The organism is Novosphingobium sp. TH158, from assembly GCF_002855555.1.
GTDB lineage: Bacteria > Pseudomonadota > Alphaproteobacteria > Sphingomonadales > Sphingomonadaceae > Novosphingobium.
This window is the reverse complement of the sequence record NZ_PKRT01000001.1, coordinates 1,549,115-1,574,699: the sequence shown is the minus strand read 5'-3', so window position 1 is coordinate 1,574,699 and position 25,585 is coordinate 1,549,115. Positions and strand designations below refer to the sequence as shown.

Sequence of the window (25,585 nt, the reverse complement as noted above, 5' to 3'; positions counted from 1 at the left end):
TTCGGCCCGATATTCTCCAAAGCTCTCGACCAGACCCGATTTAGTGGATGATAATATCCCATTGAATATCCTGAACTTATTTTACAGTCTGGTTGAAAGTTTGAGATAAGCACTCATTTGTCGAGCATGCCCCATCATCAACTCCGCTCTATGCAGCCGCCCCAGACCACAGGCGTCACTTGGTTACGCGACACTGGCCGCGTTCGCCGCTGAACTGAGTATGCAATGGCCTGTTTTGCTGCGCCCTACAGCCATCGCTTGGCAGCCCGCTGCTTCGACTGCGCTGATGCGCAAAACAACCGCCAGACCCAAATACCAGCTGGGGGAAGGCTGGGGGTCAGGCCATTACATATTCTGCCCGAAGGGCTGACCCAGGCCGACGTCCTGACCGTCGTGCTGGCGTTGACCGGCATCGGCAGCGAGGTGTTTCGGAAAACGGCCAAGGCGCGGATCGGATGACGGCGCCTCCGGCGGTGGCGTGTTCGTCGTCGCGACGCAAGGTATGCCCTAAGTCGATCAATGCTCCGATCTACTGAAATAATCCGGCAATCCCCGCCGTTAAGTTGGCAGAGAAGTCCCGTAGGGCTCCCTTTCTCGAAATAAATCTACCTTCGATCTCTATGCCCACAATGTGCACGTCATCCACTAGGGCCCGTTCGAAAACAACGCACGTGCCCACAGGGCGAGGTGGTTCGTTTGGCTGAGCGGGATAAGCAAGCACCACAAGGTTACAGCCCGTGGCTCGAGAGAAGGCCAGAGATTCGTAGATATCAGCCTCGCTAATACGAAGCTGACTCTTTTCTACGTGACCTTTATATTTGGCATCTAATAGCATGGTAGGCCTAGAACCATCAGCCAAAAGCACACAGTCAGGATAAACTGACAGTTTACTCACTTTGCCTGTGCTGAAATTGGTCTTAGTGCCTAGTTGGAAGCCCTTTTGCGGCATGACAGCTGAACGACCAAAGCCCATTCGCGTTGCCAGCGTCAACAGGTCCTCCCAAACACGCCAAGTGCTGACGAGATAGCCAGGGGCATGTGCGTTGCCTTGCTTATAGCTAATTCCAAGGCCTCCAAGCACATCGACTGATAGCTCGTGCAGCGGCTTCCATGCCCGGTGCCTTGCTGGAATCGGCTTTCGGCGATTGCTTGGAGTGTTTTGCGGGGACAAATCTTCAATCAGTCGCACCAAAGCGCTGACAACCGATGGGTCGCTCACCTCGGGCAATAGCTCCCTAGCGGCGGCCACAATGTCGGCGTTCCATCCGTTGCGCCGATCAAAGCGGGTTAGTTCCTGTTCGAAACCATCAGGCGAAGGAAAAATGAGGTCCAATGGATCTGGATCCCCATCAATAAAGAAGTCAGCCTCCTTGATCCTGCGGTAACTGCGGAGAGGTCTTCGCTTCCGCGAATCGTACATGCTCGTGATCGATCTGGCCACCAAAGTGGAAAGGTCACGAGGTGCACCACTTGCAGCGAACAAGCGCTCTGTCGCCAAAAGCCGGCCATGCCTGGAGAGTGTGGAGAGAAAGAAAAAGTCCTCTCTCCAGGCAGAATCGGCGTCTTCAAGTCCCAGGAATTTTGGGGCCACTTCCAGTTCGACAGAGGGCGCCAAACGGATGAGACCTGCAAAGTCGATGGCGCGTGCGCCCTTACCGGCACCGAACTCCTAGCCCGACGGGGTGTCAGCCACCTCACGCTAGCGCAGGTGGAGCTGCGTGCGCGCTGTCGCCAACGGGGGTGCCAAGGCTTGATGCGCCTTGCCATGCCGCATCAAGGTGAAACGGTGGGGTTTGTTGGTGGGATTGCGTGATGGCAGTTTCCGCAAACAGAGCCGATGTTTGGACCTTCGACTGCCTCACTTGAAAGCTGCTCCTCGTTCAACCAGCTGCTGGCGAATGTGAATGACTGCCATTGGGACGAAGCGGTCGTTACTCGTCGTTGCTTAAAACGGCGACTTCCAAAAAGAGCAGGCACTCGAGCTTTCTGCGCCACAACTTTTCGTACGCCTCAACCAATGATCAATGACCTCAGCGAGCTCGTGTGACGCCGACACCCTCGTTAGGTTCGAGTACTTCCAGCAATCGACCGACCTCAGTAATGATCTCAGCATGGCCCAACACCGCCCCCACTGCCTGTTCCATAGTTACGGCTCGCGCGCGCTCAGCTATCATCATCGAGATGGCAGCAGCGGACGGAACACGTTCTCCCGAAACACGCGTGCGTGCTTCCTCGATCAATGCGATCTGCATCACGCGTGATTGCTCGACGTTCTTGCCGATAGCCTAGCGGATGTCGGGATGCTGCCCAGCTATCGCTAGGTACTTTGCCGCAAGCGCAGCCCGCGATGGATCAGAATGGTGTCGCCAAAGCGCGTGGAGAGGTCGGTCACGGGGCGCCATAGCGTTCCGCCAGCGCGAGCAGGTCGGGCTGGCGCTGAATGCGGGCCGACCGCATCACTCCGGCACTCAGGACATAGCCTCCCACCGTGAACAGGAAATCGAGCATCTGCTGCTTGTTCCACTCGGTCATGAGTGCCTCCCAGCTTGCATCGCTGACTTCGTGATCCAAGACCAGCTCGTCCGTCGCGCGTATCACCGCACTCTCGAAGGGCGTGAAGTAAGGATCGTCGGCTCCGTTCTGGATCGGTGCATACATGTCGTCCGAAAGCCCGGCCAGCCTGCTGGTTTTGAGGTGGCTCGACCACATGTAGGTGGCTTTTGTCACCCAGGCGGTGCGCATGATCGCGATCTGGCGCTGCTTCACCGGCAGCGTGTTGGTGGTGAGAAGGTGGATGTTGAACTGCGAGAACACATCGGCAAGACGCGGATGATGCGCAAAGGTCATTAGCGGCGGATTCTTGTCCGCATTGCTGAAGAAGCCGCCCGTCCACTTGCCGAAGAAGGCGCGCATTTCATCTGTGAAGTCATCGGGCCGCACCGGGGGGAGCCTTGGCGCGGGATCCTGAGGAAGGGCCGATCCGGAGGCATTTGCGTCGTCGGTCATGTCACTTCACCTTGCGGCGGGCGTATCTGCGCCTCCGAAAACTTCGATCTCTTCATCACACATTCCATATCCTGGCATCCAATCATAACTAGAATTTTACAGCTCAGAACGGTCCAGAATTCAGGGTGCAGGTCAAGGACCAGGACCGAGTTGGTTCGTCCCTTGGTGGACACACCGAAGGAAAACCGATCAGCTAAGTCGCATTGCTTTCACACCGTTCAGCAGGAAATCGACATCCTTGCTGGCCAGGATAAGGCCATAACCCTGATCGAACATCTCGCGGCAGGTCTTGCCAGGGTGCAAGGTCGAGGCAAGATATTTGCCGGACGGCCGGATTCTGCTGGCGGCATGCGCGACGAGTTCCCAAACCTGCGGGTCATCGAAGTGGGAGAGCAGCCCCATCGATGCCTTTCGGCGGCGGTTTTTCCTAGAGCAAGGCTTTGGCGATCGCTCTCCAGCCTTCGCGCGCAGCTGCGATGTCGAGCCCTGCACCGGTTATGACCTGCACGCAGACGTGATCGGCGCCCGCGGCGAAGTGCTCGCCGATCCGGCCCTCGATGCGCTCCATGGGGCCCCATGCGAACAGGGAGTCCACAAGGCGATCGCTGACCGTCGCGATTTCCTCGTCCGAGAAGCCAAGCCGCTTCCAGCTGTTGATGTAGTTCGGATAAGACTGATACTGAGACAGCGCCTTGCGGGCCAGTTCCCGTGCCCGCTGCGGTTCAGTCTCAAGCACGACACCTTGCTCCGGCGCGACAAGGCGATCAGGACCGAGAGCCTGACGAGCAAGCGCCGTATGCTCCGGAGTCACTAGGTAAGGATGGACGCCCGAGGTACGCTCCCGCGCGAGGTGGAGCATTTTCGGCCCGAGCGCTGCGAGACAGGTGGCATCGCCTGGCAAGCCGGAATCGGCCAGTTGCGACAGGTAATCAGCCATTTTTGCCAGTGGCTTTTGCCAGGCATCGCCGATCGCGTGCGGATGGCTCACGCCAAGACCGAGCAGGACCCGCTCCTGCCGGTCCTGCGGCAAAGCCAGCCACCACCGTGCGACCTCGGCGGGATCGTGTTTCCAGATGTTGAGGATGCCCGTCGCGATGACCATCCGGCTTGTCGCGCCAAGCAGGTGATCAAGATCACCTGTGACGTCTCCGCCGACGCCGCCGGGTACCCAGAGCGCGCCAAACCCCAGTTCATCGAGTTCCGCCGCGGCCTCGGCAGCCTGCTCCTTGTCGCCGAAGCGCATTTCCAGGGACCAGACGCCGATGCGTCCCAGTGGCTTCGTCATGACTTCTCCTGTATGTCCTTATGGGTCTCAATTATACGATCGGCTCGTCGCCCTCGATCTTGGTGCGGTGCAGGACGCGTCCGCAGGTGGGATCGTAGCGGGTCGCGCGGTGCAAGGTACCGGTGTTGTCCCAGAGGACGCAGTCACCCACGGTCCATTCGTGAAGGTAGGTGAACTGATCGCTGGTCGCGAAATCGCGCAGGCGGACCAGCAGCTCTTCTCCATCCAGCGGGTCGTAGTCGAGGATGTTGTGGGCCGAGTTCCCGATGACCAGCGATTTACGGCCTGACCGGTGCGTCCAGACCAAGGGCAGTTCCTTGCGGCCCACGGCGCGCCACTGCTGCCACTGTTTATAAGACGGCTCGGGATAGACATCCAGCTGGGTGGCAGCCAGGGCATGGACAGCGCGAAGGTCAGCGAGGTGCGCCTTGTCCTCGTCCGACAGCGCCTCATACGCAGCATAAGTATTGGCGAACTCGGTGTTGCCCGTACCAGCCGGAGACAGGACCTTTGCGCTCATCACGCTGGCACGGATCGGCATCGGCGACATGAAACCGTCGAAGTGCCAGAAGAAGGCCGCGTTCAGGTAATCGGCCGTAGCGGTCACGCTGGGGTCCAGGCTGATCTTGTAGACGGCCTCGCCGCGCAGTTCGTGCGCGAACTTGCCGAGGGTGTTGGTGAACGCCACCTGCTCATCGTCGGTGAGGTTCAACTGCGGGAAGACGATGACGCCGCACTGTTCGAGCAGGTCCATGATCTCCTCTGCAAGGGCGCCACTGAGAAGTTCTTCCTTGGTGTTGAGGACGCGCGCGCCGATCGTCGACTTGACCAGTTCGCAACGCAGGCGGCTTTGTTCCATCGTCGTCATGTTCACTCTCCAGTGCTTGGTTCAGTTGAGCGCCGGCCGGAGCCGCTGCAAGCCCAGTTCATCGAAATGTGCCGCCACCTGGGGTTCGACGGGCGCACCGGCCGTCTTCAGGATCGAGCCCAGCATGATGTAGCAGCCAACCACGAACAGCATTTCCATGGCCTGCTTCGTGGTTAGGGCATTGCTCAAGGCCGGCCATGTTGCGTCCCCTATGCCGCCCGAAAGGCAGATGTCGTCGGTCGCGGCGACCACCGCCTGCTCTTCCGACGTGAAGATCGCAGCCGGCTCTGCCTGCATGAGCGCGGCAAGATGTTCCGGCGTAAGCCCGGTGCGCAAGGCCGAGATCGCGTGATGAACCCATTCGTATTCGCTGCCGCGCCGCCAAGCGACACGCAGGATGGCGATCTCCTTGAGACGCGCGGAAAGGTCGACGCCCTTGGCGAGTGCTGCGTTGAAACGCAGGTAGGGTTCCGCCAACTCGGGATGCCGGACCAGGACGAGGATGGAATTGAAGTCGGACCCGCGCGCGGTCGAACCGTGCGGCAGCATCAGCGGAAAGAGGGCCTGGACTTCCGGCGTCCATGCATCTGCCGGCAAATTGGGTATGCGTTCGCCCGTTCCCATCACCCTAGGCCTTCGACCAGCACCACCCGCCACTTTGCCGCCTTCAGTCGGAATGGGATCGCCTGCTGGTAGGCTTCGCTCTCGTACCAGCCGCGGGCAGCTTCGACAGTCGGGAACTCTAGCATGACGACGCCGTCCGGAGTCGGTCCTTCGAGACCTTCGGCCTTCCCATAGACGACCCTCGGCACGACCGAGAACTGCGCCTGGGACGCCGGGGCGTTTTCCTGATTGCGCCGGGAGTATTCGGCAATGGCTTCGGGATCAGTGACAGGGGTCTCGCGATAGACAATCAGATAGGCAGTCAAGTATCCCTCCGGCACGTTCGAGGCTGCCAGCAGGAGCAGCGTTGGTCCCGAGCTTAGCGCCAACGGATCGGATGACCATGACAATCGCCGTCGTCAGTATAGCAATCAGCTATACCTATACCTACCGCAAAGTCCTCAATGGAACTCGAGTAGCCTTAGCGCCAAGACTGGGGCATCAGTCCTTCCCTCCGACCGGCAACCCCATTCTGGTCGGGTCAGTTCCGAGCATCGCCAGATGGCCGCAGAGTTTGCATCAAGGCTGCCACCTCCTGACGAACGTACTCCTCCACCTGCAACACGGCACGGGGAGCTTCAGCATCGGCGCGCATCGCGAAGAACAGCTGACGCATGAACTGGGGTCTGCGTAACCTTGCTACGGAAAACCGTCCGGTGGAGACCTCACGGGCGATCCCGCAATAGGGGAGGAGTGTGTACCCGATGCCCGAATCCACCATTTCCTTCAGCAACTGAAAGGAATCCGCCTGTGTCGTGATGTTCAGGCCGATCCCGGCCTTCGCCGCCACCTCCTCGATGATGCCGCGCAAACCGTGGGCCGGGCTCGACAGGATAAATGGCAGGTCCTCGAGGCGCTTTCCGTCAATGAATTCGCTGCCAAATGGCGAGTGCGCCGGTCCCACGAGGACCAGTTCATCCTCCAAGAGGAGCGTCGCGTTGAAACCGGTCGGCGTCGGCCCATAAAGAATCGCGGCATCCAGATCGCCCTCCTGAAGCCACTTCTGAAGATAACCCGAATAAGCATCGACGAGCCGAAGGCTTATCTTTGGGGCAAATGTAGTCACACGACGGGCCACGGCGCCGGCAATAGCCTGCACCATAGAGGGTGGCATCCCGAGGACCACCTCGCCTCTCCCCTGTGTCGGCAAGGAGCGGACTTCGTAGATTGCATGTCCGATCTCTCGCAGAGGATCGACGATACGCGTGTAGAGCAACTGACCCGCAGGAGTCAGTGCCATCCCTCGCGGCCCGCGGATGAAAAGCGGAACACCGAGCTCTTCTTCCAGCATCCGCATCTGCCTGCTGAGCGACGGTTGGGCAATCCCTACCTGCGCGGATGTCTTTGAGAGCGAGCCGAGTTCGGCAACCACCGCGAAGTAACCCAGACGTTTGAAGTCCACAGCGTCAGCCTTCCAAGCCTTGCATTTCTTCTATGGCTCCTAATCATAGCGCTGGTATTTTTGGAACCGGTGAATTTAGTCCTTAGGCTAAGGGTCCATTGATTGGCAGGTAGTGATGTGATTCAGGCTCCGCGAGGAAACTGAGCATGAGTGACCTGTGCTGGCTGACTGACGAGCAGATGGCGCGTCTGTCGCAAGAGCCATGGAAAGCTACGGGTTGATGATGGGCGGGTTCTGAGCGGGATCATATTCGTCAATCGAAATGACCTGCGTTGGCGGGATGCGCCCACGGAATACGGACCGCACAAGACGCTTTACAACCGCTGGAAACGGTGGGGCGCGATGGGCGTGTTCACCAGAATGATGGAAGGCCTCTCGGCCCAGAGGGGCGAGCCCCAGACCGTCATGATCGATGCGACCTATCTCAAGGCCGACCGCACGGCTTCCAGCCTTGGGGTAAAAAGGGGGATCTCGGGCGCCTGATCGGATGGACCAAGGGCGGCATGAACACCAAGCTTCACGCCGTCACCGATGCCAACGGTCGCCCCTTGAGCTTCTTCATCACGGCAAGCCAGATCAGCAATTACGCTGGCGCGGCAGCCCACGCCACACATGCGACGCCCGCAATGGTGATGATATAAGACGTGATCGCAGGTCGCATGGCTGCCTTATAACTCAATCTGGCTGCCAAGTTCGATCACGCGATTTGGGGGGATCGAAAAATAGGCGGTCGGATCGGCTGCGTTGCGGTGCAATATGCCATAAAGAAAGGTCATCCAGCGCGGCAGGATGGGTTTGGTGGATTGCCGGATAACGCTGCGCCCAACGAAAAACGACGTGCCCCCCCGGGCCGAAAGCAGCCCTTCCTGGCGTGCCAGATCGCTCGGCACGTCGATCGTATCCATATAGCCATAACGCAGACGCGCCCGCATGAAATGCTCGGCGACGGGGTCGATTTCCAGCCGGTCGCACGAGGCAACATAGGGGGTCGTCTGGGTTTCGACCTTTAGCATGACATTTTGCCGATGCAGGGCTTTGTTGTGCTTTAGATTATGCAGCAGCGCAGACGGTGCAACATCGAGGTCCTGGGTCAGAAAAATCGCGGTCCCTTCGATTAAAACCGGCGGGCGGGCGGCAAGTGCCCGCACCATGTCGGACAGCATAATTCCTTGTTCGCTGCTCCGTTCCAGCGCCGCTTGCCGCCCTTTGATCCACGTTAGGATGATCAACCCCATCAGGCTGGCAACCAGCAAAGGCACCCAGCCGCCCTCGGTCACGCGCAGGATGTTAGCCCCAAAAAAGAACAAGTCGAGCGAGAGGAATGGCGCGATCAATAGCCCGGTCCAGATCGGTTCCCAACGCCAGAACCGCCACGCAATAATGAACGACAAGCAGGTTGTGACCACCATGGTTCCTGTAACGGCAATGCCATAGGCGGCGGCCATTGCCGAACTTGAGCGGAAGTTTAGCACGAGGACCAGGACACCGAACAGCAAGAGCCAGTTCACGCCAGGCATATAGATCTGTCCGATTTGGTGTTCGGACGTCTGGCGGATCGTTAGCCGAGGCAACAGGCCCAAGGCGATAGCCTGATGGGTTAGCGAATAGGCCCCGGTGATAACGGCCTGACTGGCAATGATCGTGGCCAGCGTTGCCAGCACGACCAGCGGTGCGCGCAGGGCATCTGGAGCCATAAGGAAAAACCAATCGGCATTTGCAAGCGTGTGTCCACTTGCATGAGCAATGGCCAATCCCTTCAGCGCAAGAGCTCCCTGGCCAAGGTAATTGAGGGTCAGCGCTGGCCACACGAAAGTCACCCAGCCCAACTGAATCGGCTGACGCCCGAAATGTCCCATGTCCGCGATCAGTGCTTCAGCTCCGGTGACGGTCAGGAACACCGCGCCCAGCACAAACAAGCCGGTCGTGCCGTGCGATGTCATAAAGGCAACGGCGTTACCCGGGTTGAAAGCGGTCAGAATTTCTGGAGCATCAGCAATATGCCACAGGCCTAACCCGGCCAGAACCAAAAACCAGACGGCGCAAACTGGTCCAAACAACACCGATACCGCCGCCGTCCCACGGGACTGGATGCCAAACAGCACCACGAGAATGCCAATCGCGACGCCAAGAATTACCGGCTCAGCCATCCCCTCAAAGCCGTGGATGGTTTTCAGCCCCTCAACCGCGGAAAGGACCGATAGCGCGGGCGTGATGATAGCATCGCCATAAAACAGCGCCGCCCCGACAGCGCCCAGCAACAAGACGATTAGCCATTGGCCACCAGTGGCGCGCTTGGCCAAAGCCATCAACGACAGCACGCCGCCTTCGCCATTGTTGTCCATTCGGCTGAGGAACAGGACATACTTCAGCGTCACCACGATAATCAGCGCCCATAACGCCAGCGACAGGATACCGATGATCTCGCCGCGGCTAATCCCATCGGCGGCTGATTGGGCTAGCGCCTCGCGAAACGCATAAAGCGGGCTGGTGCCGATATCACCATATACAACGCCAATCGCGCCTAAGGTCAGAGCTGCAAGCGAATGGCGAGCTTCATTGGGTGTGCCGTGCAAAGCAATCCTCCAGATCTGGAGGTCGTGTCCTGGTCCAATGCGTCGTTAAAGCTCCATGGGGAATACAGAGCTAACGCATAAAATTTGCGTAAAACTTAATCATCAAGCGCTTCAGACGAACCGAACAATGGAGGAAGGTGCCTCACTGAAGTTAGGCGCCGATTGCTCTGTTAATGGGATTCGAATTTATTTGTCATATTATTTAAATCAATAACTTAAGGCCCAGAGAAGGTTCGACGCCGGTCGACTGCCCCCCGCCAGATACCCGATCTCCTCGTCTCTCGACGAACCTCTGCGAACTCAAGGGAAAGCTTGGGCTGGCCTCGCGCGTACGAAGCACTATTGGTGCCCCTCGGTCGTCCGAAGAGCACCAACACTTGGAAGCTAGAGGGCGCGCCGCCGAGTGCGTCCGCGCCCCTGGGAAGCTTAGGCCACGGCCTCTGGTGCACCGGGCACACCCTTGACGCGGTGGACACCCGCCACGCGGGCCACGATCTTTTCCGCCATGCTCCTGGGATTGAAGAACTGGCTGTACCAGATGCGTGCCTGACCGAAGGGGCCATCGGTGGGCAATTGCATGATCCGCGTGGCCGGGCGCTTGGTGGCCCAGACTTCACCATCATGGACGCCCAGGCCCGCGTTGAACATGTCGTTGATCTGCCGCGCGAAGGCTTTGGCCTCGTCGTTGACCACGCCGCCCGGAGCCTTGACCATCGCGCCTTGCCAGACGCGGCAGGTACCGTTCTCGATCGGCGTTGCGCCGATCAATTCGGCCGCGCCGATTTCAGCGAACCGCGCAGCATTGATGCCCACGCCGTGATAGGCGTTGATTGTCGAAACAGTGTGGTGGTCCGTCTCGGTGAGCGATGACGTGACGCCCGGGTTGAGGTCCCATTCCGGTCCGGTGTCGGTTCTGGAGCCGCGTACGGACTGGCGCTGCCGGTAAAAAACGCCGTCCACCTCGTTCTCGTAATACTGCACATCGCCGCCGTGCAGGTAGTTGAGGTGGGCATAGTCGGAATTGTTGTCGAACACCTCGATCGGGTGGATCGGCAGGTCGGCGAGATGATCCAGCCCCTCCCAGCGAACATAAGCGGGATCGTCCCACTCGGGAAATTCCGGCAGAGCGAAATCGGGCGCGCCGCCTTCGGGATCGTTCCAGCAGAACACAACGCCCCAGCGTTCAACGGTCTGCCAGCTCTTCACCTGGGCGGCTTCCGGGATATTGCCGTCATAATAGGGGATGTGGTTGCACTTGCCGTCGGTGCCGAAGCGCCAGCCGTGGAACGGGCAGCGGATGCCGTTGCCCTGCACGTTCAGCCCGGCCTTGGCGATGTAGGCCGTGGTGCTGGTGCCGAAGTGCGTGCCCATGTGCGGACAGTAAGCTTCCAGCATGCCAACCTCATCGTCGGCGGTTCGAAAGATGACGACATCCTGGCCGAAATACCGGGCATTGTAGGGCTTGCCGGGGACGATATCGCTGCTGTTCGCCACCACGAACCAGCCCCGCGGAAATTCATATTCGCCCAGATTGTATTCCGCCGAGGTCGCCATGGTCATCTCTCCTGATCAGCCGATGCGGACATGAAATCCCGCTTGCAGATGAGAGGATATCGAGTCGCCAGTAATGCCGCCAAGATAAAAGCAGGCATGAAGACATATCAGGTTGTTATATGTTCTGCACGAATCTCCGTGGCCTTGCCTACTTCATGCGCGTCGCCGGACTACTGGCGCGTGACACTGATTGGCTTCTTCGCAGACCGTTGGCGTGTCCCATGCAAGGGCAGCCGACGAGGTGAAGCAAAACCGCAGCAGGGGCATCCGGCACGCTGGCGGGATGAGGGCCATTCGCAATCCTCCGAACGGCCCGACCACACCGTGCCGCAAAGCTGACAGATCGCCGGGTCCAGCCATTTGCGAAGTTTGCTGAACAGGCTCATGATGGCTGTTCCGTAAACCTGCACCAGGCCGCGTCTTCCCGCAGATTTGTCGCAACAGGGTTCGCGATTGCCGTCCCGATGAGAAGGACTGCCGGGCCCGTTCCCGGACACGATTGCGCGGCCAGCGGAAGAAGGTCGAGCCGGGTAGAGATGACAACCTCATTTGCGAGGCTAACGTTCTCGATGACGGCAACTGGGGTATCAGGTGGCAGGCCCTGGGAAAGCAGCCCAAGCGACACCTCGGCGGCCGCAGCCTTGCCCATATAGATGGCGAGCGTCGTCTGCGGATCGGCGAGCGCCTGCCAATCAAGATCGATCGGTTTGCCGGCGCGGTAATGCGCCGTCGCGAATACCAGCTTCCGCGCCAGTCCGCGCAGGGTCAATGAACGTGACAGGCTGGCAGCAGCGGCAATTGCGGCGGTTATGCCCGGGCAGATCGCCACCGGAACCCCGGCTGCTCTGCAGGCATCGATCTCCTCGGCGGCACGGCCGAATATGGACGGATCCCCGCCTTTGAGGCGAACCACACGTTCACCAGCCAGTGCTGCCCGGACGATCAGTTCGTCTATGGTCGCCTGATCCTTCGAGTGCCGGCCGGCACGCTTGCCGACCGACACGGTTCGCACCCCTCGCGGAATGAGGTCGAGTACGCCCTGGCCGACCAGTGCATCGTAAAACACCACGCTCGCGGCGGCGATCAGGCGTTCGGCCTTTCGCGTCAGCAGTTCCGGATCCCCCGGTCCTGCCCCGACGAGCCAGACCATGCCGTCAGGAAAATCGGTCATTCGGCGGCCTCCTGGGATTGGGAAGGGAGAGTTCAAGGATGCGGGCGATGGCCGGGCGACATGATCCGCAATTGCTGCCGGCGCTGGTCGCCTCGCCAATGGCTTCGACCGTTGCCGCGCCCGTGCAGGCCGCCTCGCGGATCTGGTTCGCACCGATGCCGTGACAGACGCAGACGATGGTGCCGCGATCAGGCTGCGGGGTGGCGGGACGGCCGGCGAGCAGTTCCAGTGGCCCGCCCCCGGCATCACCCACCTGCGCGGCAACCCAGTCGCGCGGGGGCAGTTCACCGCTGCGGGTGACATAAAGCGCTGCCTCTACGCTGTCACTTGGCCCCCGCACGATGATCCGCCGCATGCCGCGTGCGAGATCTGCTGCTTCGATCCGCTCGCCAAAGGGGAGCAGTGGCTCGACATCGATGTCGCCCACGCCGGCCAGTTCGACCAGCCAGCCTTGGGCGATGCGGGAGCGGCTCCACCATAGCACGCCCGAGACTTGAATGGCTTCCCGGGAGGCGAGGAAGGCGCGCCAGTCAGGCGTTACCGGCTCGACCTGCGCCGGGGTGTTCTTGAAGCCCGGCTGGCCGGAAACGGGATCAGTATCGGACAGCGCCAGGCGGTTGGCCCGCGCTTGGCCTGCCATCGCGTCCGTCCAGTGCATCGGCACGAACAGATCACCGCGGCGCTGACCATTCGTCACGGCGACGCGGAACAGTGCGGTGCCCGCCGCAGTGGTGACGCGGGCGAGGCCGCCGTCTTCGAGACCCTGCGCCGCAGCGTCATCCGGGTGAACCTCGAGCAGCGCTTCGCGCCGGTGCTGCGAGAGGGTGGGGGAGAGCCCGGTGCGGGTCATGGTGTGCCACTGGTCGCGATAGCGCCCGGTGTTGAGGCGGAAGGGGAAGTGGATGTCCGCCATGACCGGTGCCGGCGCTGCCACCGCAACCACCCGCGCCTTGCCGCCGGCCTGGATGAAGCGCTTTGCAAGCGGGTGCGCGCCGCCCCAAAGGAAGGGTTCCATCGCGTCATATTCGGCATCACCGATGGCGGAAAGGTGCGACAGATCGAGCACCTTGCCATGCCGGGCCGCGAGCGCGGTCATCGCTGCATATTCGCGGAAAACGTCGGCGGCGCAGGTGAAATCGAAAGCCCGGCCCCAGCCCATGCGCTGTGCGAAATCGCACAGGATCGCCCAGTCGGCGCGGGCCTGGCTGGGAGCGGCAAACAGCGCGCGCTGGCGGCTGATGCGGCGCTCGGAATTGGTAACGGTGCCGTCCTTCTCCCCCCAGCCGAGCGCGGGCAGGCGGATATGCGCGAGGCGCGCGGTGTCGGTATCGGCGATGATGTCGGACACGACCAGCGTTTCGCAGCGCGCCAGCGCCTCGCGCACGAATCCGGCGTCGGGCATCGACACGGCGGGGTTGGTCGCCATGACCCAGAGGAACTTCACCCGGCCATCATGGACCGCGCGGAACAGGTCGACCGCCTTCAGGCCCGGCCCCGCGCAGATGTTCGGGGCATTCCAGAACATCGCCACCTCGGCGCGCTCCTCTGCGGAAAATCCGAGGTGACAGGCAAGCGTATTGGCCAGCCCGCCAACTTCACGCCCGCCCATCGCATTGGGCTGTCCCGTGATCGAGAACGGTCCTGCGCCTGCAGAATTGATCCGCCCCAGCGCCAGGTGCAGGTTGATGATTGCATTGCCCTTGTCAGTCCCGCTTCGCGACTGGTTCGCGCCCTGGCTGAACAGGGTGACCATGCGCGGGCGGGCAGCGACAAGGTCGCACAGGGCAGCGAAGGACGGGAAGTCAACGCCCGGGCTCCGGCTGTCCAGGCTCTCCAAGAAGCCTTGGGGGACCGTGCAGTTCGCGGCCAGATAACCGCTGTCGACCAAACCGCGGTCGCGCATCTCCGCCAGCAGGGCGTTGAACAAGGCGATATCGCCATCGGGCGCAATGGCGAGATGCAGGTCGGCCCGCTCTGCTGTCTCGGTGCGGCGCGGGTCGAGGACCACCAGCTTGCTGCCGCGCTTCTCGCGCGCCGCCTCTATCCGTTGCCAGATCACCGGATGGCACCAGGCGGTGTTGGAGCCGACCAGCAGGATGAGGTCCGCTTCCTCGAGGTCGTCATAGGTGCACGGGACGATATCCTCGCCGAAGGCGCGGTTATGCGCGGCAACTGCGCTCGCCATGCACAGGCGGCTGTTCGTGTCGATGTTGCCGCTGCCGATGAAGCCCTTCATCAGCTTGTTGGCGACGTAGTAATCCTCGGTCAGCAGCTGGCCCGAGACGTAGAAGGCGACGCTGTCTGGCCCATGTTCGGCGATGCATTCGCGCATTTTCGCCGCGGCAAGGTCCAGCGCTTCGTCCCAGCCTGCCTGCCGGTTCCCGATCATCGGCGCCAGCAGGCGGCCTTCCAGCCCGACAGTCTCACCCAGGTGGGTGCCCTTCGAACAGAGCCGTCCGAAGTTGGCGGGATGCTCGGGATCGCCCTTGATGGTGAGCGCGCGCGCGCCGGTCACTTCGGCCCGGATGCCGCAGCCGACCCCGCAATAGGCGCAGGTGGTGCGGACCGCCTTCACGCCGCTGCTTTCCCGACAACCGCATCGCGCAGCAGGTACAAGCGGCCTGCATCGACCTTGAGCGGGATCGTCGGCACACAACCCTTGTCATCGCCCATGGCCTCGCCGGTCTTGAGGGAGATATTCCAGCTGTGCAGGGGGCAAGTGACGACGTTGCCGTGGACGATGCCCTGGCTGAGTGGTCCGTGCTTGTGCGGGCACTTGTTGACGAGGGCATAGAACTGGTTGTCGAGCGTATGGAAGACCGCAATCTCCTCTCCGCCGCGTACCGGCAGGGTGCGGGCATTGCCGGGGGCGATCTGGCTTACCGGGCCGATATCGAGCCATTCTCCGATCATCGTGCTGTCTCCAGAACAAGGGGGCGCACCTCGCCTAGGTGCTGGTGCAGTTCGGTATCCTCGCCCGCGGCGCGCTTGGCCCAGGGGTCGTCCTGCATGAACTGCTGCGAGTAGTAGAAGCGGGCGGCGAGTGCCGGGACAGCCTCGGGATCATCGAACAGTGCGGCCTTCACGTGGTCGAGCCCGACCCGCTCGATCCACGGCGCGGTGCGTTCGAGGTAATGCGCCTGTTCGCGGTAAAGCTGGATGAAGGCGGCGCACATTTCCATCGCCTCGGCCTCGGTCTCGACCTTGCAGAGCAGGTCGGTCGCGCGCACCTTGATGCCGCCGTTGCCGCCGACGTGCAGTTCATAACCGCTATCGACACAGACCACGCCAAAGTCCTTGATCGTCGCCTCAGCGCAATTGCGCGGGCAGCCGGAGACGGCGATCTTGAACTTGTGGGGCATCCACGATCCCCAGGTCATGTGCTCGATCTTGACACCCAGCCCGGTCGAATCCTGCGTGCCAAAGCGGCACCATTCGCTGCCGACGCAAGTCTTCACGGTGCGCAAGGACTTGCCATAGGCGTGGCCCGAAACCATCCCGGCGGCATTGAGATCGGCCCAGACGGCGGGCAGGTCTTCCTTTTTGATGCCGAAGATATCGAGCCGCTGGCCGCCGGTGACCTTCACCATCGGCGCGTTGTATTTTTCCACCACATCGGCAATTGCGCGCAGCTCGCGGGGGTTGGTGAGGCCGCCCCACATGCGCGGCACCACTGAATAAGTGCCATCCTTCTGGATGTTGGCGTGCATCCGTTCGTTGACGAAGCGGCTGTGCTGCTCGTCCACGTATTCGCCCGGCCAGGCGCAGAGCAAGTAGTAGTTGAGCGCCGGGCGGCAACTGGCGCAGCCATCGGGAGTGGACCAGCTCAGTTCCTGCATCACCTGCGGGATGAGGCGGAGGTTCTTCTCGAGGATGAGGCGGCGCACGTCGTCATGCGTGAAGCTGGTGCACTTGCACAGCGTCTTCGGCCCGCTCTCGATCTCGCCACCCAGCGTCAGGCTGAGCAGGCTCTCGACAAGGCCGGTGCACGAACCGCAGCTTGCCGAAGCCTTGCAGGCCGAGCGCACCTTGTCGAGGCTGTGCGCCCCGCCGAGGATGCAGCCGACCACCTTGCCCTTGGATACGCCGTTGCAGCCGCAGATCTCCGCATCGTCGGAAAGGGCAGCAACGGCGGCGTTAGGGTCCGCAAGGGCACCTCCGGCAGCAAAGGCCTGCCCGAAGATCAGCGCCTCGCGGATGTCGGAAACGTCTTCGCCTTTCTTGAGCAGGTCGAAGTACCAGTTGCCGTCGGCGGTATCGCCATAGAGCACGGCACCGACCAGCCTGTTTTCCTTGACGATGACACGTTTGTAAACGCCGCGCGAGGCATCGCGCATGACGATGTCTTCCGCGCCGTCGCCGCCGGAAAAGTCTCCGGCGGAAAACAGGTCGATGCCTGAGACCTTGAGCTTCGTCGAAGTTACCGAGCCTTCGTAGCCGGTCGGCGTGCCGGTGGCGTGATCGGCCAGCGCGCGGCACATATCCCACAGCGGCGCGACCAGGCCATAGCAGGTGCCCCGGTGCTGGACGCATTCGCCCACGGCCATGATCGCGGGGTCGGAAGTGACCATGTGGTCATCGACTAGGATTCCACGCTCGACCTCGAGCCCCGCCGCCTTGGCGAGCGCGGTTGCGGGGCGGATGCCGACGGCCATGACAACGATATCGGCGGGAAATTCGCGCCCGTCCTTGAGGCGGACGCCGGTAACGTGGCCGTCCTGTTCGAGGATAGCGGCGGTATCGCCACCGGTAACGATGGTCTGGCCGCGCCGTTCGAGTTCGCTCCGCAACAGATAGCCTGCGGCCTCGTCGAGCTGGCGTTCCATCAGCGTCGGCATAAGGTGAACGACGGTCACGGTCATGCCCCGCAGCGAAAGGCCATGGGCTGCTTCAAGGCCGAGAAGGCCCCCGCCGATCACCACCGCGCTGCCGCCCTTTTCCGCCGCCGCCAGCATGCGGTCGACATCGTCAAGGTCGCGGAAGGTGACGACGCCGGGCAAGTCGTGGCCGGGCACCGGGATAATGAAGGGATCGGACCCCGTGGCGATCAGCAGGCGGTCGTAGGGTTCGACCCGGCCAGATTTTGCCACCACGGCCTGCGCCTTGCGGTCAATAGCCACCACCGGATCGCCGGACACCAGCGTGATGCCGTTGTCGGCGTACCAATCCTCACCATTGATGACGATGTCGTCGAAGGCTTTCTCACCCGCCAGCACGGGGGAGAGCATGATGCGGTTGTAATTGACGCGGGGTTCCGCGCCGAAGATCGTCACGGCATAGCGACCGGGATCGCGGGCAAGGATTTCCTCCACGGCGCGACAGCCTGCCATGCCGTTGCCGATAACGACGAGCCTTTCGGCGGTTTCCCCGCCCTTGCCGTTCAGATCGAAAGTCGAAGGCGCGTTCACCTTGGTCTCCTTGGCATACGCGCAACGAAAAAAGCCGCCTTGCAACCGGCCCGATGAAGGGACGGAAACAGGCGGCTTCGTTGCCACGTGTGTTCGATTGTATGTCCGGCGCCGTTGCCCGCCCTTCCTTGGGCGGCGGTGTGCCGGGTCAGGGGAAGACTATGGAACCCGCCCCCTGCTGGCAAGGACTTTTTTGCAGTGCAGCAATTTCACCTCAGTACGCCATTTCGAGCTGCAGCCAGAACTTCTTCGTATCGCTGCCGAACAGGTCCGCGTCGTAATCGGCGTACTTGGCGAACACCGTGATACGCTTCAGCTTGAAGCCGATCGATGCGTTCCATTCGTCACCGTAATGCACCGATCCGAATGCGCTTTCGTAGCGGTGATAGGTGAAGGCCGCGTTGAGTCCCGGCAGCGCTTTCACGCCCGCGAACTTCCAGGACAGGCCGCCGTAGATGTCCTCGATCCCCGCTGCGGGGGTTGTAAGGAACAGGTCGGCCCAGCCCTGGAACTTGTGCAGGGTAGCCATCGGCGTCTGAACGCTGCGCACCCCATCGGAGCCAAGCTGTTCATAGCCCGCCGTCAATCCCAGCGGGCCAAAGGCCAAGCCTGCTTCCGCCGCGATGTAATCGACGCCGTAACTCGCCGGGTTGTCCTGATAGTCGGACTGGCGGGCATAGCTGGCGGCGAGGTTCAGCGTGGTCTTGGGCGCAAGCTTGAAGCTCGCCGTCGCCCTTGCGCCCAGCGTCATCGTATCGGCATTGGTGGTGGCGAGGGCGCCCGCCTGCTCCTTGGTGTCGAAATCGAGCAGGTAGCCGAATGCCTTGAGGTTCACCGGCCCCAGCTTTGCGCCTGCGCCGAGGAACACGAAATCGCCGTCATAGGCCGTGCGCGGACCAGCATCGAAGCCGAAGATCGTGCGCTGGCTGATCGCATAGGTCGCATCCAGGCTGACCGGACCGAGGCTGGCCTCGGCGCGCACCGCGTCGAAAGTCTGCTCGTTCTGGCGCCAGGCGACGGAGCCGACGAAGCGCTGGTCATCGAGGTTGATGCGCTGGCGCCCGACCGTGGCGGTGAGCGGCTTGGACTTGTACTGCACCTGCAGGCGGTTGAGGTCGATGTTCATCGGGTCCGCAACGACCGAGAAGGCGGGGCGGCGCTGGCTGTCGGCGATGACGAAGGGGAAGGCGTTGTAATCATTGACCACGCCGAGCGTGCCCTCGGCCTCCGCCAGCAGCGACAGGCCGCTGGCATGCTTCAGCTCCGCTCCCGCGCGCACGCGCAGGGTCACGGCATCGGCATTGGTCGCCGGCTGGTCGACATTCTCATAGCGCAGCCGCATGTCGAAAATCGGATCGAGGCTGAGCCCGCCGGCGATCTTTACCGGATCTCCGGGGGCAGCAAGCGCAGGGTGAGCAAGGGCGACCGGCGCCGCGAGTGCGGTCGCCGCCAGAACGATTTTCCTCATCTTTTTCCCTCCTGAGAAGCCTTGACTCCTTCAGGCATCCTCCCCGGATAGCGTCAGGCCGCCTCTGCGTCCGGTCCGTGGTCGTATTCGGCGAGGAAGTGCAGAACCTCCTGCCGGTAAGCGTAGAACTGCGGGTCCTTGAGCAGCGCCTTGCGGTCGCGCGGGCGCGGCAGGTCGACCTTCAGGATCTTGCCGATGGTGGCGTTGGGGCCGTTGGTCATCATCACCACGCGGTCGGCCAGCAGGATCGCCTCGTCGACATCGTGCGTCACCATGATCGCAGTCACCTTGGTGCGGTTCCACACTTCGACCAGCACGTCCTGCAGGTCCCAGCGGGTCAGGCTGTCGAGCATGCCGAAGGGCTCGTCGAGCAGCAGCAGGCGCGGGCTCAGAGCAAAGGCGCGGGCGATGCCGACGCGCTGGCGCATGCCGTTCGACATCTCCGCCGCCAGCTTGTCGCGCGCATCGGCAAGTCCGACGCGTTCGAGGTAATAGTCGACGATCTCGCGGCGTTCGGCCTTGGATGCGTGCGGATAGACCCGCTCCACGCCGAGCGCGACGTTCTGCCGTGCGGTCAGCCATGGCATCAGGCTGGGTGCCTGGAAGACTACGGCCTTGTCCGGCCCAGCTGCGTCAACCTCGCGGTTGTCGAGAATGATCGAACCCTTGCTGATCGCGTTGAGGCCCGAGGCCATGGTCAGCACGGTCGACTTGCCGCAGCCCGAATGGCCGATCAGCGAGATGAACTCGCCCTTGTCCATCAGCAGGTTGAAATTCTCGACCACGATCAGCGGCCCCTTGGGCGTGGGGTAGACCTTGTGGAGGTTGTAGAATTCCAGATAGCGCCGCGCGTTGTTGCCCTTGGCGGCCTCGACATAGGCCTTGGGAAGCGGTGCAAGGTCGAGCGGAGTAACGTTTGGCAGGTTGCCATAGTCGCTGCCGCCCGCCTGCTTCTGCGCCACCAGCGAGCCAAGGTAATTGACGATCTCGCGCCGCAGGGCCTGGAACGCGGCATCGTCGTTCACCGCCTCGCGATCGCGCGGGCGGGGGATGGCGACGTCGAAGATCCGGCCGATGGTGGCGGCGGGGGCGGGGGTGAGCACGGCCACGCGATCCGCCAGCAGCAGCGCCTCGTCGACATCGTTGGTGACGAGGATGATCGTGCGCTTCTCTTCCTTGCGGATGCGCTCGATCTCGTCCTGCAACTTGGCGCGGGTCAAGGCATCGAGCGCGGAAAGCGGCTCGTCGAGCAGCAGAATTTCCGGCTCCATGGCGAGCGCGCGGGCCACGGCGACGCGCTGGCGCATGCCGCCCGAAAGCTGCGCGGGCTTACGGTCCATCGCGTGGCCGAGCCCGACCAGTTCGACCTTCTGCCGCACCAGAGCGGCCCGGTCTTCGGCGCTGCGGTCCTTGTGGACGGCGTCGACTGCGAGCGCGACATTGGCCTCCACGGTCAGCCAGGGGAACAGCGAGTAGGACTGGAAGACCAAGCCCCGGTCCTTGCCGGGTCCGTCTACGGTCACGCCGCGAAGCAGGATCTCGCCCTCGTCGGGTTCGATCAAGCCGGCGATGGTCGAAACCAGCGTGGTCTTGCCCGCGCCGGAGAAGCCGAGGACGGCGATGAATTCGCCTTCGCGCACATCGAGATCGATACCGCCGAGGACTTCGCTGGTGCCGCTCGCCGAGGCGTAGCGCTTGGTCACGCCGCGAAGGGAAAGGATGGGGGTCTGGGTCATGGTCAGAAGGTCCGGTTGCGGCTGACGAAGGATTGCAGCACCATCATGATGCGGTCGAGGGCGAAGCCGATCAGGCCGATGACCACCACGGCGACCATGATGCGGGCGAGCGACTTTTCGCTGCCGTTCTGGAACTCGTCCCAGACGAACTTGCCCAGGCCGGGGTTCTGCGCCAGCATTTCCGCCGCGATCAGCACCATCCAGCCAGTGCCGAGCGAAAGGCGCATGCCGGTGAAGATGAAGGGCAGCGAGCTGGGCAGGACCAGCTTCGTGAGCCGCGCTGCCCAGCCGAGCTTGAGCACACGGCCGACGTTGATCAGGTCCTTGTCGATGGAGGCGGTGCCGACGGCGGTGTTGATGAGTGTCGGCCACAGCGAGCAGAGCATGACCACCACGGCCGAGATCACGAAGCTCTTCGGCAGGAAGCTGTCATCCCCGCTCGACATCGATGCCGAGACCAACATCGTCACGATCGGCAGCCATGCCAGCGGGCTGACCGGGCGCATGACCTGGATCAGGGGGTTGATCGCCGCGTTGATCCGCTTCGACATTCCGGCGACCAGCCCCAGCGGTACGGCGACAAGGCTGGCGAGGATGAAGCCGAGCGCAACCGTGTGCAGCGAGGTGACGATCTGGTCTGTGAAGCTGGGCGGCCCGGTAAAGCTGCCGCCGCTCGCCTCGATGGCTGCCGCTTCGGCGCGTGATGCCGCTGCCTCGCCCATCAGGCCGGTGAAGGCGGTCCAGACATCGCCCGGTCCCGGCAGGGTGCCGAGCGAGGTCTTCACAAGGGGCGCGAGCAGGGCCCAGAGCAGCAGGAAGCCCCCGATACCGGCTGCCGGCGGCCATGTTGCGTCAAAGACGGCACGGGCCGGCGGCAGCTTTAGGCCGAAGGGCAGGCCGGCCTTCACCGGCTCTGCCGGAGCAGGCTTCGCCATCTCGGCAGGTGGGGCAATCTCCTGGTCCACTTCGAAGGTGTCCTTCACTGCTGCGGTAGCGTTCATGGTATCGGGGTCCTTACTTCACGCCGGCCGGGGTAACGGTCTGGCCGTCCTTCAGGCCAATGGCGAAACCGGCCGCATAGGCGGCGGGCTTCTTCGGATCGAAGGTCACGCCGTCGATCGCCTTGCGAGTGTAGGTGCGGAAGCCGTCGCTCTTGGGAAAGGCAGCGGCCGGAGCCTTGCCCTCGGCCACCAGGCTGGCGGCGGCGGTATCGTAGATGTCGGTGCGATAGACCGCCTTGGCCGTATCAAGATACCACTGGTCGGGCTTGGCTTCGGCGATCTGGCCCCAGCGGCGCATCTGCGTCAGGAACCAGATGGCGTCCGACCAGAAGGGGTAGCTCGCTTGCTGGTCGAAGAACAGGTTGAACTCCGGCGTGTCGCGCGTGTCGCCTTCGCCGAAGGTGAACTTGCCGGTCATCGATGCCATCAGCACCTTCTCGTCCGCGCCGACATATTTGGGCGAGGCGAGCAGCTTCACCGCCTCGGGCCGGTTCTTGCCGCCCTCTGCATCGAGCCACATCGAGGCGCGGATCAGCGCGCGGGTCAGCGCCTGGGTGGTCTTGGGATTGGCCTTGGCGAAGTCCTCGGTCAGGCCAAAGACCTTGTCGCCCGTCGTCCCGGCAATGTCGGGGTCGACGATGATCGGCACACCGATCTTCTTGGCGACGGCGGCCTGGTTCCAGGGTTCGCCCACCGAATAGCCGTTGATCGTGCCGGCCTCCAGCGTGGCGGGCATCTGCGGCGGCGGGGTGACCGAAAGCTGCACTTCCGCGCGGGTGGTGCCCGCGGTGTCGCCGGGCAGGTAGTAACCGGGGTTCAGCCCGCCAGCCGCCAGCCAGTAGCGCAGGATGTAGTTGTGCGTGGAGACGGGGAAGACCATGCCCATCTTGAAGGGCTTGCCCTCGGCCTTGAACTTTTCGACCACGGGTTTCAGCGCTGCGGCGGAAACGGGGTGCGTAACCTTGCCATCCGGCCCCTTGGGCAGGCCGGGGGCGATAAGGCCGTAGACCTGGTTGGAGATTGTCACGCCCTTGCCGTTGAGGTCGAGGCTGAAGGGGGTTACCAGCTTCTGCCTGGCGCCGATGCCTGCGCCCGATGCGAGGACCTGGCCCGCCAGCATGTGTGCGCCGTCGAGCTGGCCGCCGGTCACGCCGTCCAGCAGCACCTTCCAGTTGGCCTGCGGCTCTAGCGTCACGTTAAGTCCTTCCTCGGCGAAGAAGCCCTTTTCCTTGGCGACGACCAGCGGAGCGATGTCGGTCAGCTTGATGAAGCCGAGCTTCAGATTCGATTTCTCGATACCCTTTTCGCCCGCGATCCTGGCGATGTCGCCGGTCGGGGCCGGGTCATCGCCGCCGGAGCTGCCGCAGCCGGCGAGTGCGCTTGCCAGCAGCAGCGCTGCCACCATGCCGCGCCTGTCGAAACGAATTGCCGAACACTGTGCCATCGCGCCGTACCCCGTCTGAAGCGCGAACAACAAAAAACCGCCTCGAACAGACCCCGGTAGAGGGTCAGGTCGGGCGGCTCCGTTGCCACGCAATGTGAAACTGGTTGCAAGGCGGAAAACCGCGGCCCTTCCTTGGTCCGCCCCGCTCCTGCAGAGCTATTGCTAAGCGATTCGCGGATGCATCGGCAAGCGATTTTTGCAGTGCAGCATAAATTTTTCGTCAGGGCAGGCTGGCGAGATATCCGGGAAGGTCAGCCGGATCGAACACGCGGCCATCGAAAAAGGCGTTTCGTTCCATGGTGATAAGGCCCTGCTGGGTGCCCACCACGGTCGGTCCGCCAAGGCTGCCTTCGACCTTCGAGCTGGCGCCCGGCAGCGGTTCGGCCGTGCCCAATAGTGCACTGCGGTATACGTCGGGCCGGAACACGCGGGCGGCCTTGGCGGCATCGGCGGCGACGAATCCGCCGCCGTCCCAGCGCACCATCTGGGTATATAGCCACTCGGCCTGGCTGACCCAGGGGAAGTTCGCAGCTTCGCGATACTGGAACATGAAATCCGGAAAATGGATCGGTTCCTCGCCTTGCGCCAATAGCAGGCGATCGGCGATGGCTCGGCGGATCAGCTCGGCCGACCCGTCAAGGTATTCGGGTCGGGCAAGGATTGCGGCGTTCGTGTCCCAATTCTCCGGATCGACGAAATGGCGCGCGGTGGCGATCAGCGCGCGGACCAAGGCTTCCACCTCCTCGTGCCGTGCTTCCAGCACCGGTTCGCGCAGGGCCAGCACCTTTTCCACCCCGCGCCGCCAGACCTGAGCCGTGACCAGTACGATGCGGCCGGCGCCGCGCTCGACAGCGACGGAGTTCCACGGCTCGCCCACGCAGATCCCGTCCACTTCGCCAGCATCAAGGGCATCGGTGCAGAAGGGCGGCGCGATGGTGACGATCTCTACATCATGGTCGGGCCGGATGCCGCTGGCCGCAAGCCAGTAGCGCAGCATGTAGTTGTGGCTCGAATAGCGATGGACCACGCCAAAGCGCAGGGGGCGCCCCTGCTGCGCCCGCGCGGTTGCCACCTTGAGCAGCGATGCGCCAACTTCCCGGGGATCGCCGAGTTGCCCCTTGGGGCAGACCTGATCGGCAAGCTCGGGCCGCAGGGTGATCGCATTGCCATTCAGCCCGAGCACGAAAGGCACCGAGAGAGGCTGCGCCGGCCGCCCGCGCCCCAGAGTCGCCGCAATCGCCAGCGGCGCGACCATGTGTGCGGCATCGCTGTGGCCATAGAGTAGCCGGTCGAGCACCGTGGCCCAGCTCATGTCCTTGAGCAGCCGCAGGGAAATCCCCTCGGCCTCGGCAAAGCCGTGTTCGCGCGCAAGGATCGGCAGGCAGGCATCGACCAGAGGGAGGAAACCGATCGTCAATTCGGCCATCATGCGCCTCCCATCAACTTGTGCGCGGTGACGACCGCTTCGGCAATTTCACCAATCCGGCGGCCCTGGTTCATCGCCGTCTTGCGCAGTTCGGCATAGGCTTCGGGCTCCGACATTCGGCGGCTGTCCATCAGGATCCGCTTGGCCCGGTCAATGCATTCGCGCTCGGCCAGCTTGCCCTGTGCTTCGGCAAGGTCGGCTTGAAGTCGGGTAAAGGCATTGAAGCGGCGCACGGCAAGGTCGAGGATGGGCCGGATCCGATGCGGAGCAAGGCCATCGATGACATAGGAGGAAACCCCTGCATCGATCGAGGCGGCAATTGCCTCATCATCGGATTCGTCAACGAACATGGCGATGGGGCGCGCCAGCGCGCGCGTGACTGCGAAGTATTCCTCCAGCATGTCGCGAGAAGGGTTGCCAAGGTCGATCAGGACAATATCGGGTGCGATCTCGCCGATCCGTTTCACCAGGCCGGAGCGCTCGGTAACGACAAAGATCTCGCAGTCGTTTAGCGCCGCAAGGCCTTCGTGGATCACAGCAGCACGCGAAGCGCTTTCATCGACAATCGCAATTCGCATAC

20 protein-coding genes and 2 pseudogenes are annotated in these 25,585 nt (G+C 62.5%); 2 read left to right on the top strand and 20 right to left on the bottom strand.

What is annotated here, in order from left to right:
- Positions 1-154 precede the first annotated feature (154 nt).
- Positions 155-307, top strand: a pseudogene (locus C0V78_RS07755) (IS3 family transposase); the annotation flags it as partial.
- A 222-nt stretch (positions 308-529) separates the two neighbouring features.
- On the opposite strand, the gene C0V78_RS07750 reads toward C0V78_RS07755, so the two are convergent.
- The 8 genes from C0V78_RS07750 to C0V78_RS07710 all read right to left on the bottom strand — a co-directional run bounded on the left by C0V78_RS07750 (position 530) and on the right by C0V78_RS07710 (position 7,224).
- Complete coding sequence (locus tag C0V78_RS07750; RefSeq protein ID WP_254049855.1) at positions 530-1,615, bottom strand: McrC family protein; 1,086 nt, start codon at positions 1,613-1,615, stop codon at positions 530-532.
- Between the two features lie 773 nt (positions 1,616-2,388).
- Positions 2,389-3,006 (bottom strand): carboxymuconolactone decarboxylase family protein, encoded by a 618-nt coding sequence (locus tag C0V78_RS07740; protein ID WP_101797192.1) that lies wholly within the window; start codon positions 3,004-3,006, stop codon positions 2,389-2,391.
- A gap of 189 nt (positions 3,007-3,195) precedes the next feature.
- Positions 3,196-3,408: a hypothetical protein gene (locus tag C0V78_RS07735; RefSeq protein WP_101797191.1), complete on the bottom strand. Its 213-nt coding sequence runs from the start codon at positions 3,406-3,408 to the stop codon at positions 3,196-3,198.
- A gap of 25 nt (positions 3,409-3,433) precedes the next feature.
- A complete protein-coding gene (locus C0V78_RS07730; protein ID WP_101797190.1) occupies positions 3,434-4,291 on the bottom strand; it encodes a TIGR03620 family F420-dependent LLM class oxidoreductase in 858 nt (285 codons plus the stop codon).
- Positions 4,292-4,322: 31 nt separating this feature from the next.
- Positions 4,323-5,159, bottom strand: coding sequence for a TauD/TfdA family dioxygenase (locus tag C0V78_RS07725; RefSeq protein ID WP_101797189.1), 837 nt, complete (start codon positions 5,157-5,159; stop codon positions 4,323-4,325).
- 21 nt (positions 5,160-5,180) lie between these two features.
- Positions 5,181-5,783: a carboxymuconolactone decarboxylase family protein gene (locus tag C0V78_RS07720; protein WP_101797188.1), complete on the bottom strand. Its 603-nt coding sequence runs from the start codon at positions 5,781-5,783 to the stop codon at positions 5,181-5,183.
- Positions 5,783-6,088 carry a DUF1330 domain-containing protein gene (locus tag C0V78_RS07715; RefSeq protein ID WP_101798255.1) on the bottom strand — a complete coding sequence of 102 codons (306 nt, stop codon included), beginning with the start codon at positions 6,086-6,088 and terminating at the stop codon, positions 5,783-5,785. The genes C0V78_RS07720 and C0V78_RS07715 overlap by 1 nt, the downstream gene beginning before the upstream one ends.
- Before the next feature lie 215 nt (positions 6,089-6,303).
- Positions 6,304-7,224, bottom strand: coding sequence for a LysR family transcriptional regulator (locus tag C0V78_RS07710; RefSeq protein WP_101797187.1), 921 nt, complete (start codon positions 7,222-7,224; stop codon positions 6,304-6,306).
- 146 nt (positions 7,225-7,370) lie between these two features.
- On the opposite strand from C0V78_RS07710, the pseudogene C0V78_RS07705 reads away from it, so the two are divergent.
- Positions 7,371-7,826 (top strand): annotated as a pseudogene (locus C0V78_RS07705) (IS5 family transposase); the annotation flags it as partial.
- Between the two features lie 66 nt (positions 7,827-7,892).
- On the opposite strand, the gene C0V78_RS07700 reads toward C0V78_RS07705, so the two are convergent.
- The 12 genes from C0V78_RS07700 to C0V78_RS07645 all read right to left on the bottom strand — a co-directional run bounded on the left by C0V78_RS07700 (position 7,893) and on the right by C0V78_RS07645 (position 25,583).
- Positions 7,893-9,797 carry a potassium transporter Kup gene (locus C0V78_RS07700; RefSeq protein WP_173843362.1) on the bottom strand — a complete coding sequence of 635 codons (1,905 nt, stop codon included), beginning with the start codon at positions 9,795-9,797 and terminating at the stop codon, positions 7,893-7,895.
- 426 nt (positions 9,798-10,223) lie between these two features.
- Positions 10,224-11,357 carry a Rieske 2Fe-2S domain-containing protein gene (locus C0V78_RS07695; RefSeq protein WP_101797185.1) on the bottom strand — a complete coding sequence of 378 codons (1,134 nt, stop codon included), beginning with the start codon at positions 11,355-11,357 and terminating at the stop codon, positions 10,224-10,226.
- Positions 11,358-11,733: 376 nt separating this feature from the next.
- Positions 11,734-12,522: a uroporphyrinogen-III C-methyltransferase gene (gene cobA / locus C0V78_RS07690; protein ID WP_101797184.1), complete on the bottom strand. Its 789-nt coding sequence runs from the start codon at positions 12,520-12,522 to the stop codon at positions 11,734-11,736.
- Positions 12,506-15,097, bottom strand: a complete 2,592-nt coding sequence (locus C0V78_RS07685; RefSeq protein WP_101797183.1) for a nitrate reductase — start codon at positions 15,095-15,097, stop codon at positions 12,506-12,508. The genes cobA and C0V78_RS07685 overlap by 17 nt, the downstream gene beginning before the upstream one ends.
- Positions 15,094-15,435: a nitrite reductase small subunit NirD gene (nirD, locus tag C0V78_RS07680; protein ID WP_101797182.1), complete on the bottom strand. Its 342-nt coding sequence runs from the start codon at positions 15,433-15,435 to the stop codon at positions 15,094-15,096. Before nirD ends, C0V78_RS07685 begins: the two co-directional genes overlap by 4 nt.
- A complete protein-coding gene (gene nirB, locus C0V78_RS07675) occupies positions 15,432-17,930 on the bottom strand; it encodes a nitrite reductase large subunit NirB (RefSeq protein WP_101798254.1) in 2,499 nt (832 codons plus the stop codon). Before nirB ends, nirD begins: the two co-directional genes overlap by 4 nt.
- Before the next feature lie 214 nt (positions 17,931-18,144).
- A complete protein-coding gene (locus tag C0V78_RS07670; protein WP_101797181.1) occupies positions 18,145-19,398 on the bottom strand; it encodes a porin in 1,254 nt (417 codons plus the stop codon).
- Between the two features lie 53 nt (positions 19,399-19,451).
- The gene (locus C0V78_RS07665) at positions 19,452-21,134 is read right to left on the bottom strand and encodes an ABC transporter ATP-binding protein (RefSeq protein ID WP_101797180.1); all 1,683 of its coding nucleotides are present in this window, start codon (positions 21,132-21,134) and stop codon (positions 19,452-19,454) included.
- Between the two features lie 2 nt (positions 21,135-21,136).
- Positions 21,137-22,135, bottom strand: a complete 999-nt coding sequence (locus tag C0V78_RS07660; RefSeq protein ID WP_254049854.1) for an ABC transporter permease — start codon at positions 22,133-22,135, stop codon at positions 21,137-21,139.
- A 13-nt stretch (positions 22,136-22,148) separates the two neighbouring features.
- Positions 22,149-23,579 (bottom strand): CmpA/NrtA family ABC transporter substrate-binding protein, encoded by a 1,431-nt coding sequence (locus C0V78_RS07655; protein ID WP_101797179.1) that lies wholly within the window; start codon positions 23,577-23,579, stop codon positions 22,149-22,151.
- Between the two features lie 220 nt (positions 23,580-23,799).
- On the bottom strand, positions 23,800-25,008 hold the full coding sequence (locus C0V78_RS07650; protein WP_101797178.1) for a CmpA/NrtA family ABC transporter substrate-binding protein: 1,209 nt from the start codon (positions 25,006-25,008) through the stop codon (positions 23,800-23,802).
- Positions 25,005-25,583, bottom strand: a complete 579-nt coding sequence (locus C0V78_RS07645) for an ANTAR domain-containing response regulator (protein WP_101797177.1) — start codon at positions 25,581-25,583, stop codon at positions 25,005-25,007. Before C0V78_RS07645 ends, C0V78_RS07650 begins: the two co-directional genes overlap by 4 nt.
- Positions 25,584-25,585: the final 2 nt, after the last annotated feature.

Bases quoted from the DNA above. Each gene is read 5' to 3' on its own strand.
- C0V78_RS07740 (WP_101797192.1), bottom strand. From the start codon at position 3,006: ATGACCGACGACGCAAATGCCTCCGGATCGGCCCTTCCTCAGGATCCC.
- C0V78_RS07735 (WP_101797191.1), bottom strand. From the start codon at position 3,408: ATGGGGCTGCTCTCCCACTTCGATGACCCGCAGGTTTGGGAACTCGTC.
- C0V78_RS07730 (WP_101797190.1), bottom strand. From the start codon at position 4,291: ATGACGAAGCCACTGGGACGCATCGGCGTCTGGTCCCTGGAAATGCGC.
- C0V78_RS07725 (WP_101797189.1), bottom strand. From the start codon at position 5,159: ATGACGACGATGGAACAAAGCCGCCTGCGTTGCGAACTGGTCAAGTCG.
- C0V78_RS07720 (WP_101797188.1), bottom strand. From the start codon at position 5,783: ATGGGAACGGGCGAACGCATACCCAATTTGCCGGCAGATGCATGGACG.
- C0V78_RS07695 (WP_101797185.1), bottom strand. From the start codon at position 11,357: ATGACCATGGCGACCTCGGCGGAATACAATCTGGGCGAATATGAATTT.
- cobA (WP_101797184.1), bottom strand. From the start codon at position 12,522: ATGACCGATTTTCCTGACGGCATGGTCTGGCTCGTCGGGGCAGGACCG.
- nirD (WP_101797182.1), bottom strand. From the start codon at position 15,435: ATGATCGGAGAATGGCTCGATATCGGCCCGGTAAGCCAGATCGCCCCC.
- C0V78_RS07670 (WP_101797181.1), bottom strand. From the start codon at position 19,398: ATGAGGAAAATCGTTCTGGCGGCGACCGCACTCGCGGCGCCGGTCGCC.
- C0V78_RS07665 (WP_101797180.1), bottom strand. From the start codon at position 21,134: ATGACCCAGACCCCCATCCTTTCCCTTCGCGGCGTGACCAAGCGCTAC.
- C0V78_RS07660 (WP_254049854.1), bottom strand. From the start codon at position 22,135: ATGAACGCTACCGCAGCAGTGAAGGACACCTTCGAAGTGGACCAGGAG.
- C0V78_RS07655 (WP_101797179.1), bottom strand. From the start codon at position 23,579: ATGGCACAGTGTTCGGCAATTCGTTTCGACAGGCGCGGCATGGTGGCA.
- C0V78_RS07650 (WP_101797178.1), bottom strand. From the start codon at position 25,008: ATGATGGCCGAATTGACGATCGGTTTCCTCCCTCTGGTCGATGCCTGC.
- C0V78_RS07645 (WP_101797177.1), bottom strand. From the start codon at position 25,583: ATGCGAATTGCGATTGTCGATGAAAGCGCTTCGCGTGCTGCTGTGATC.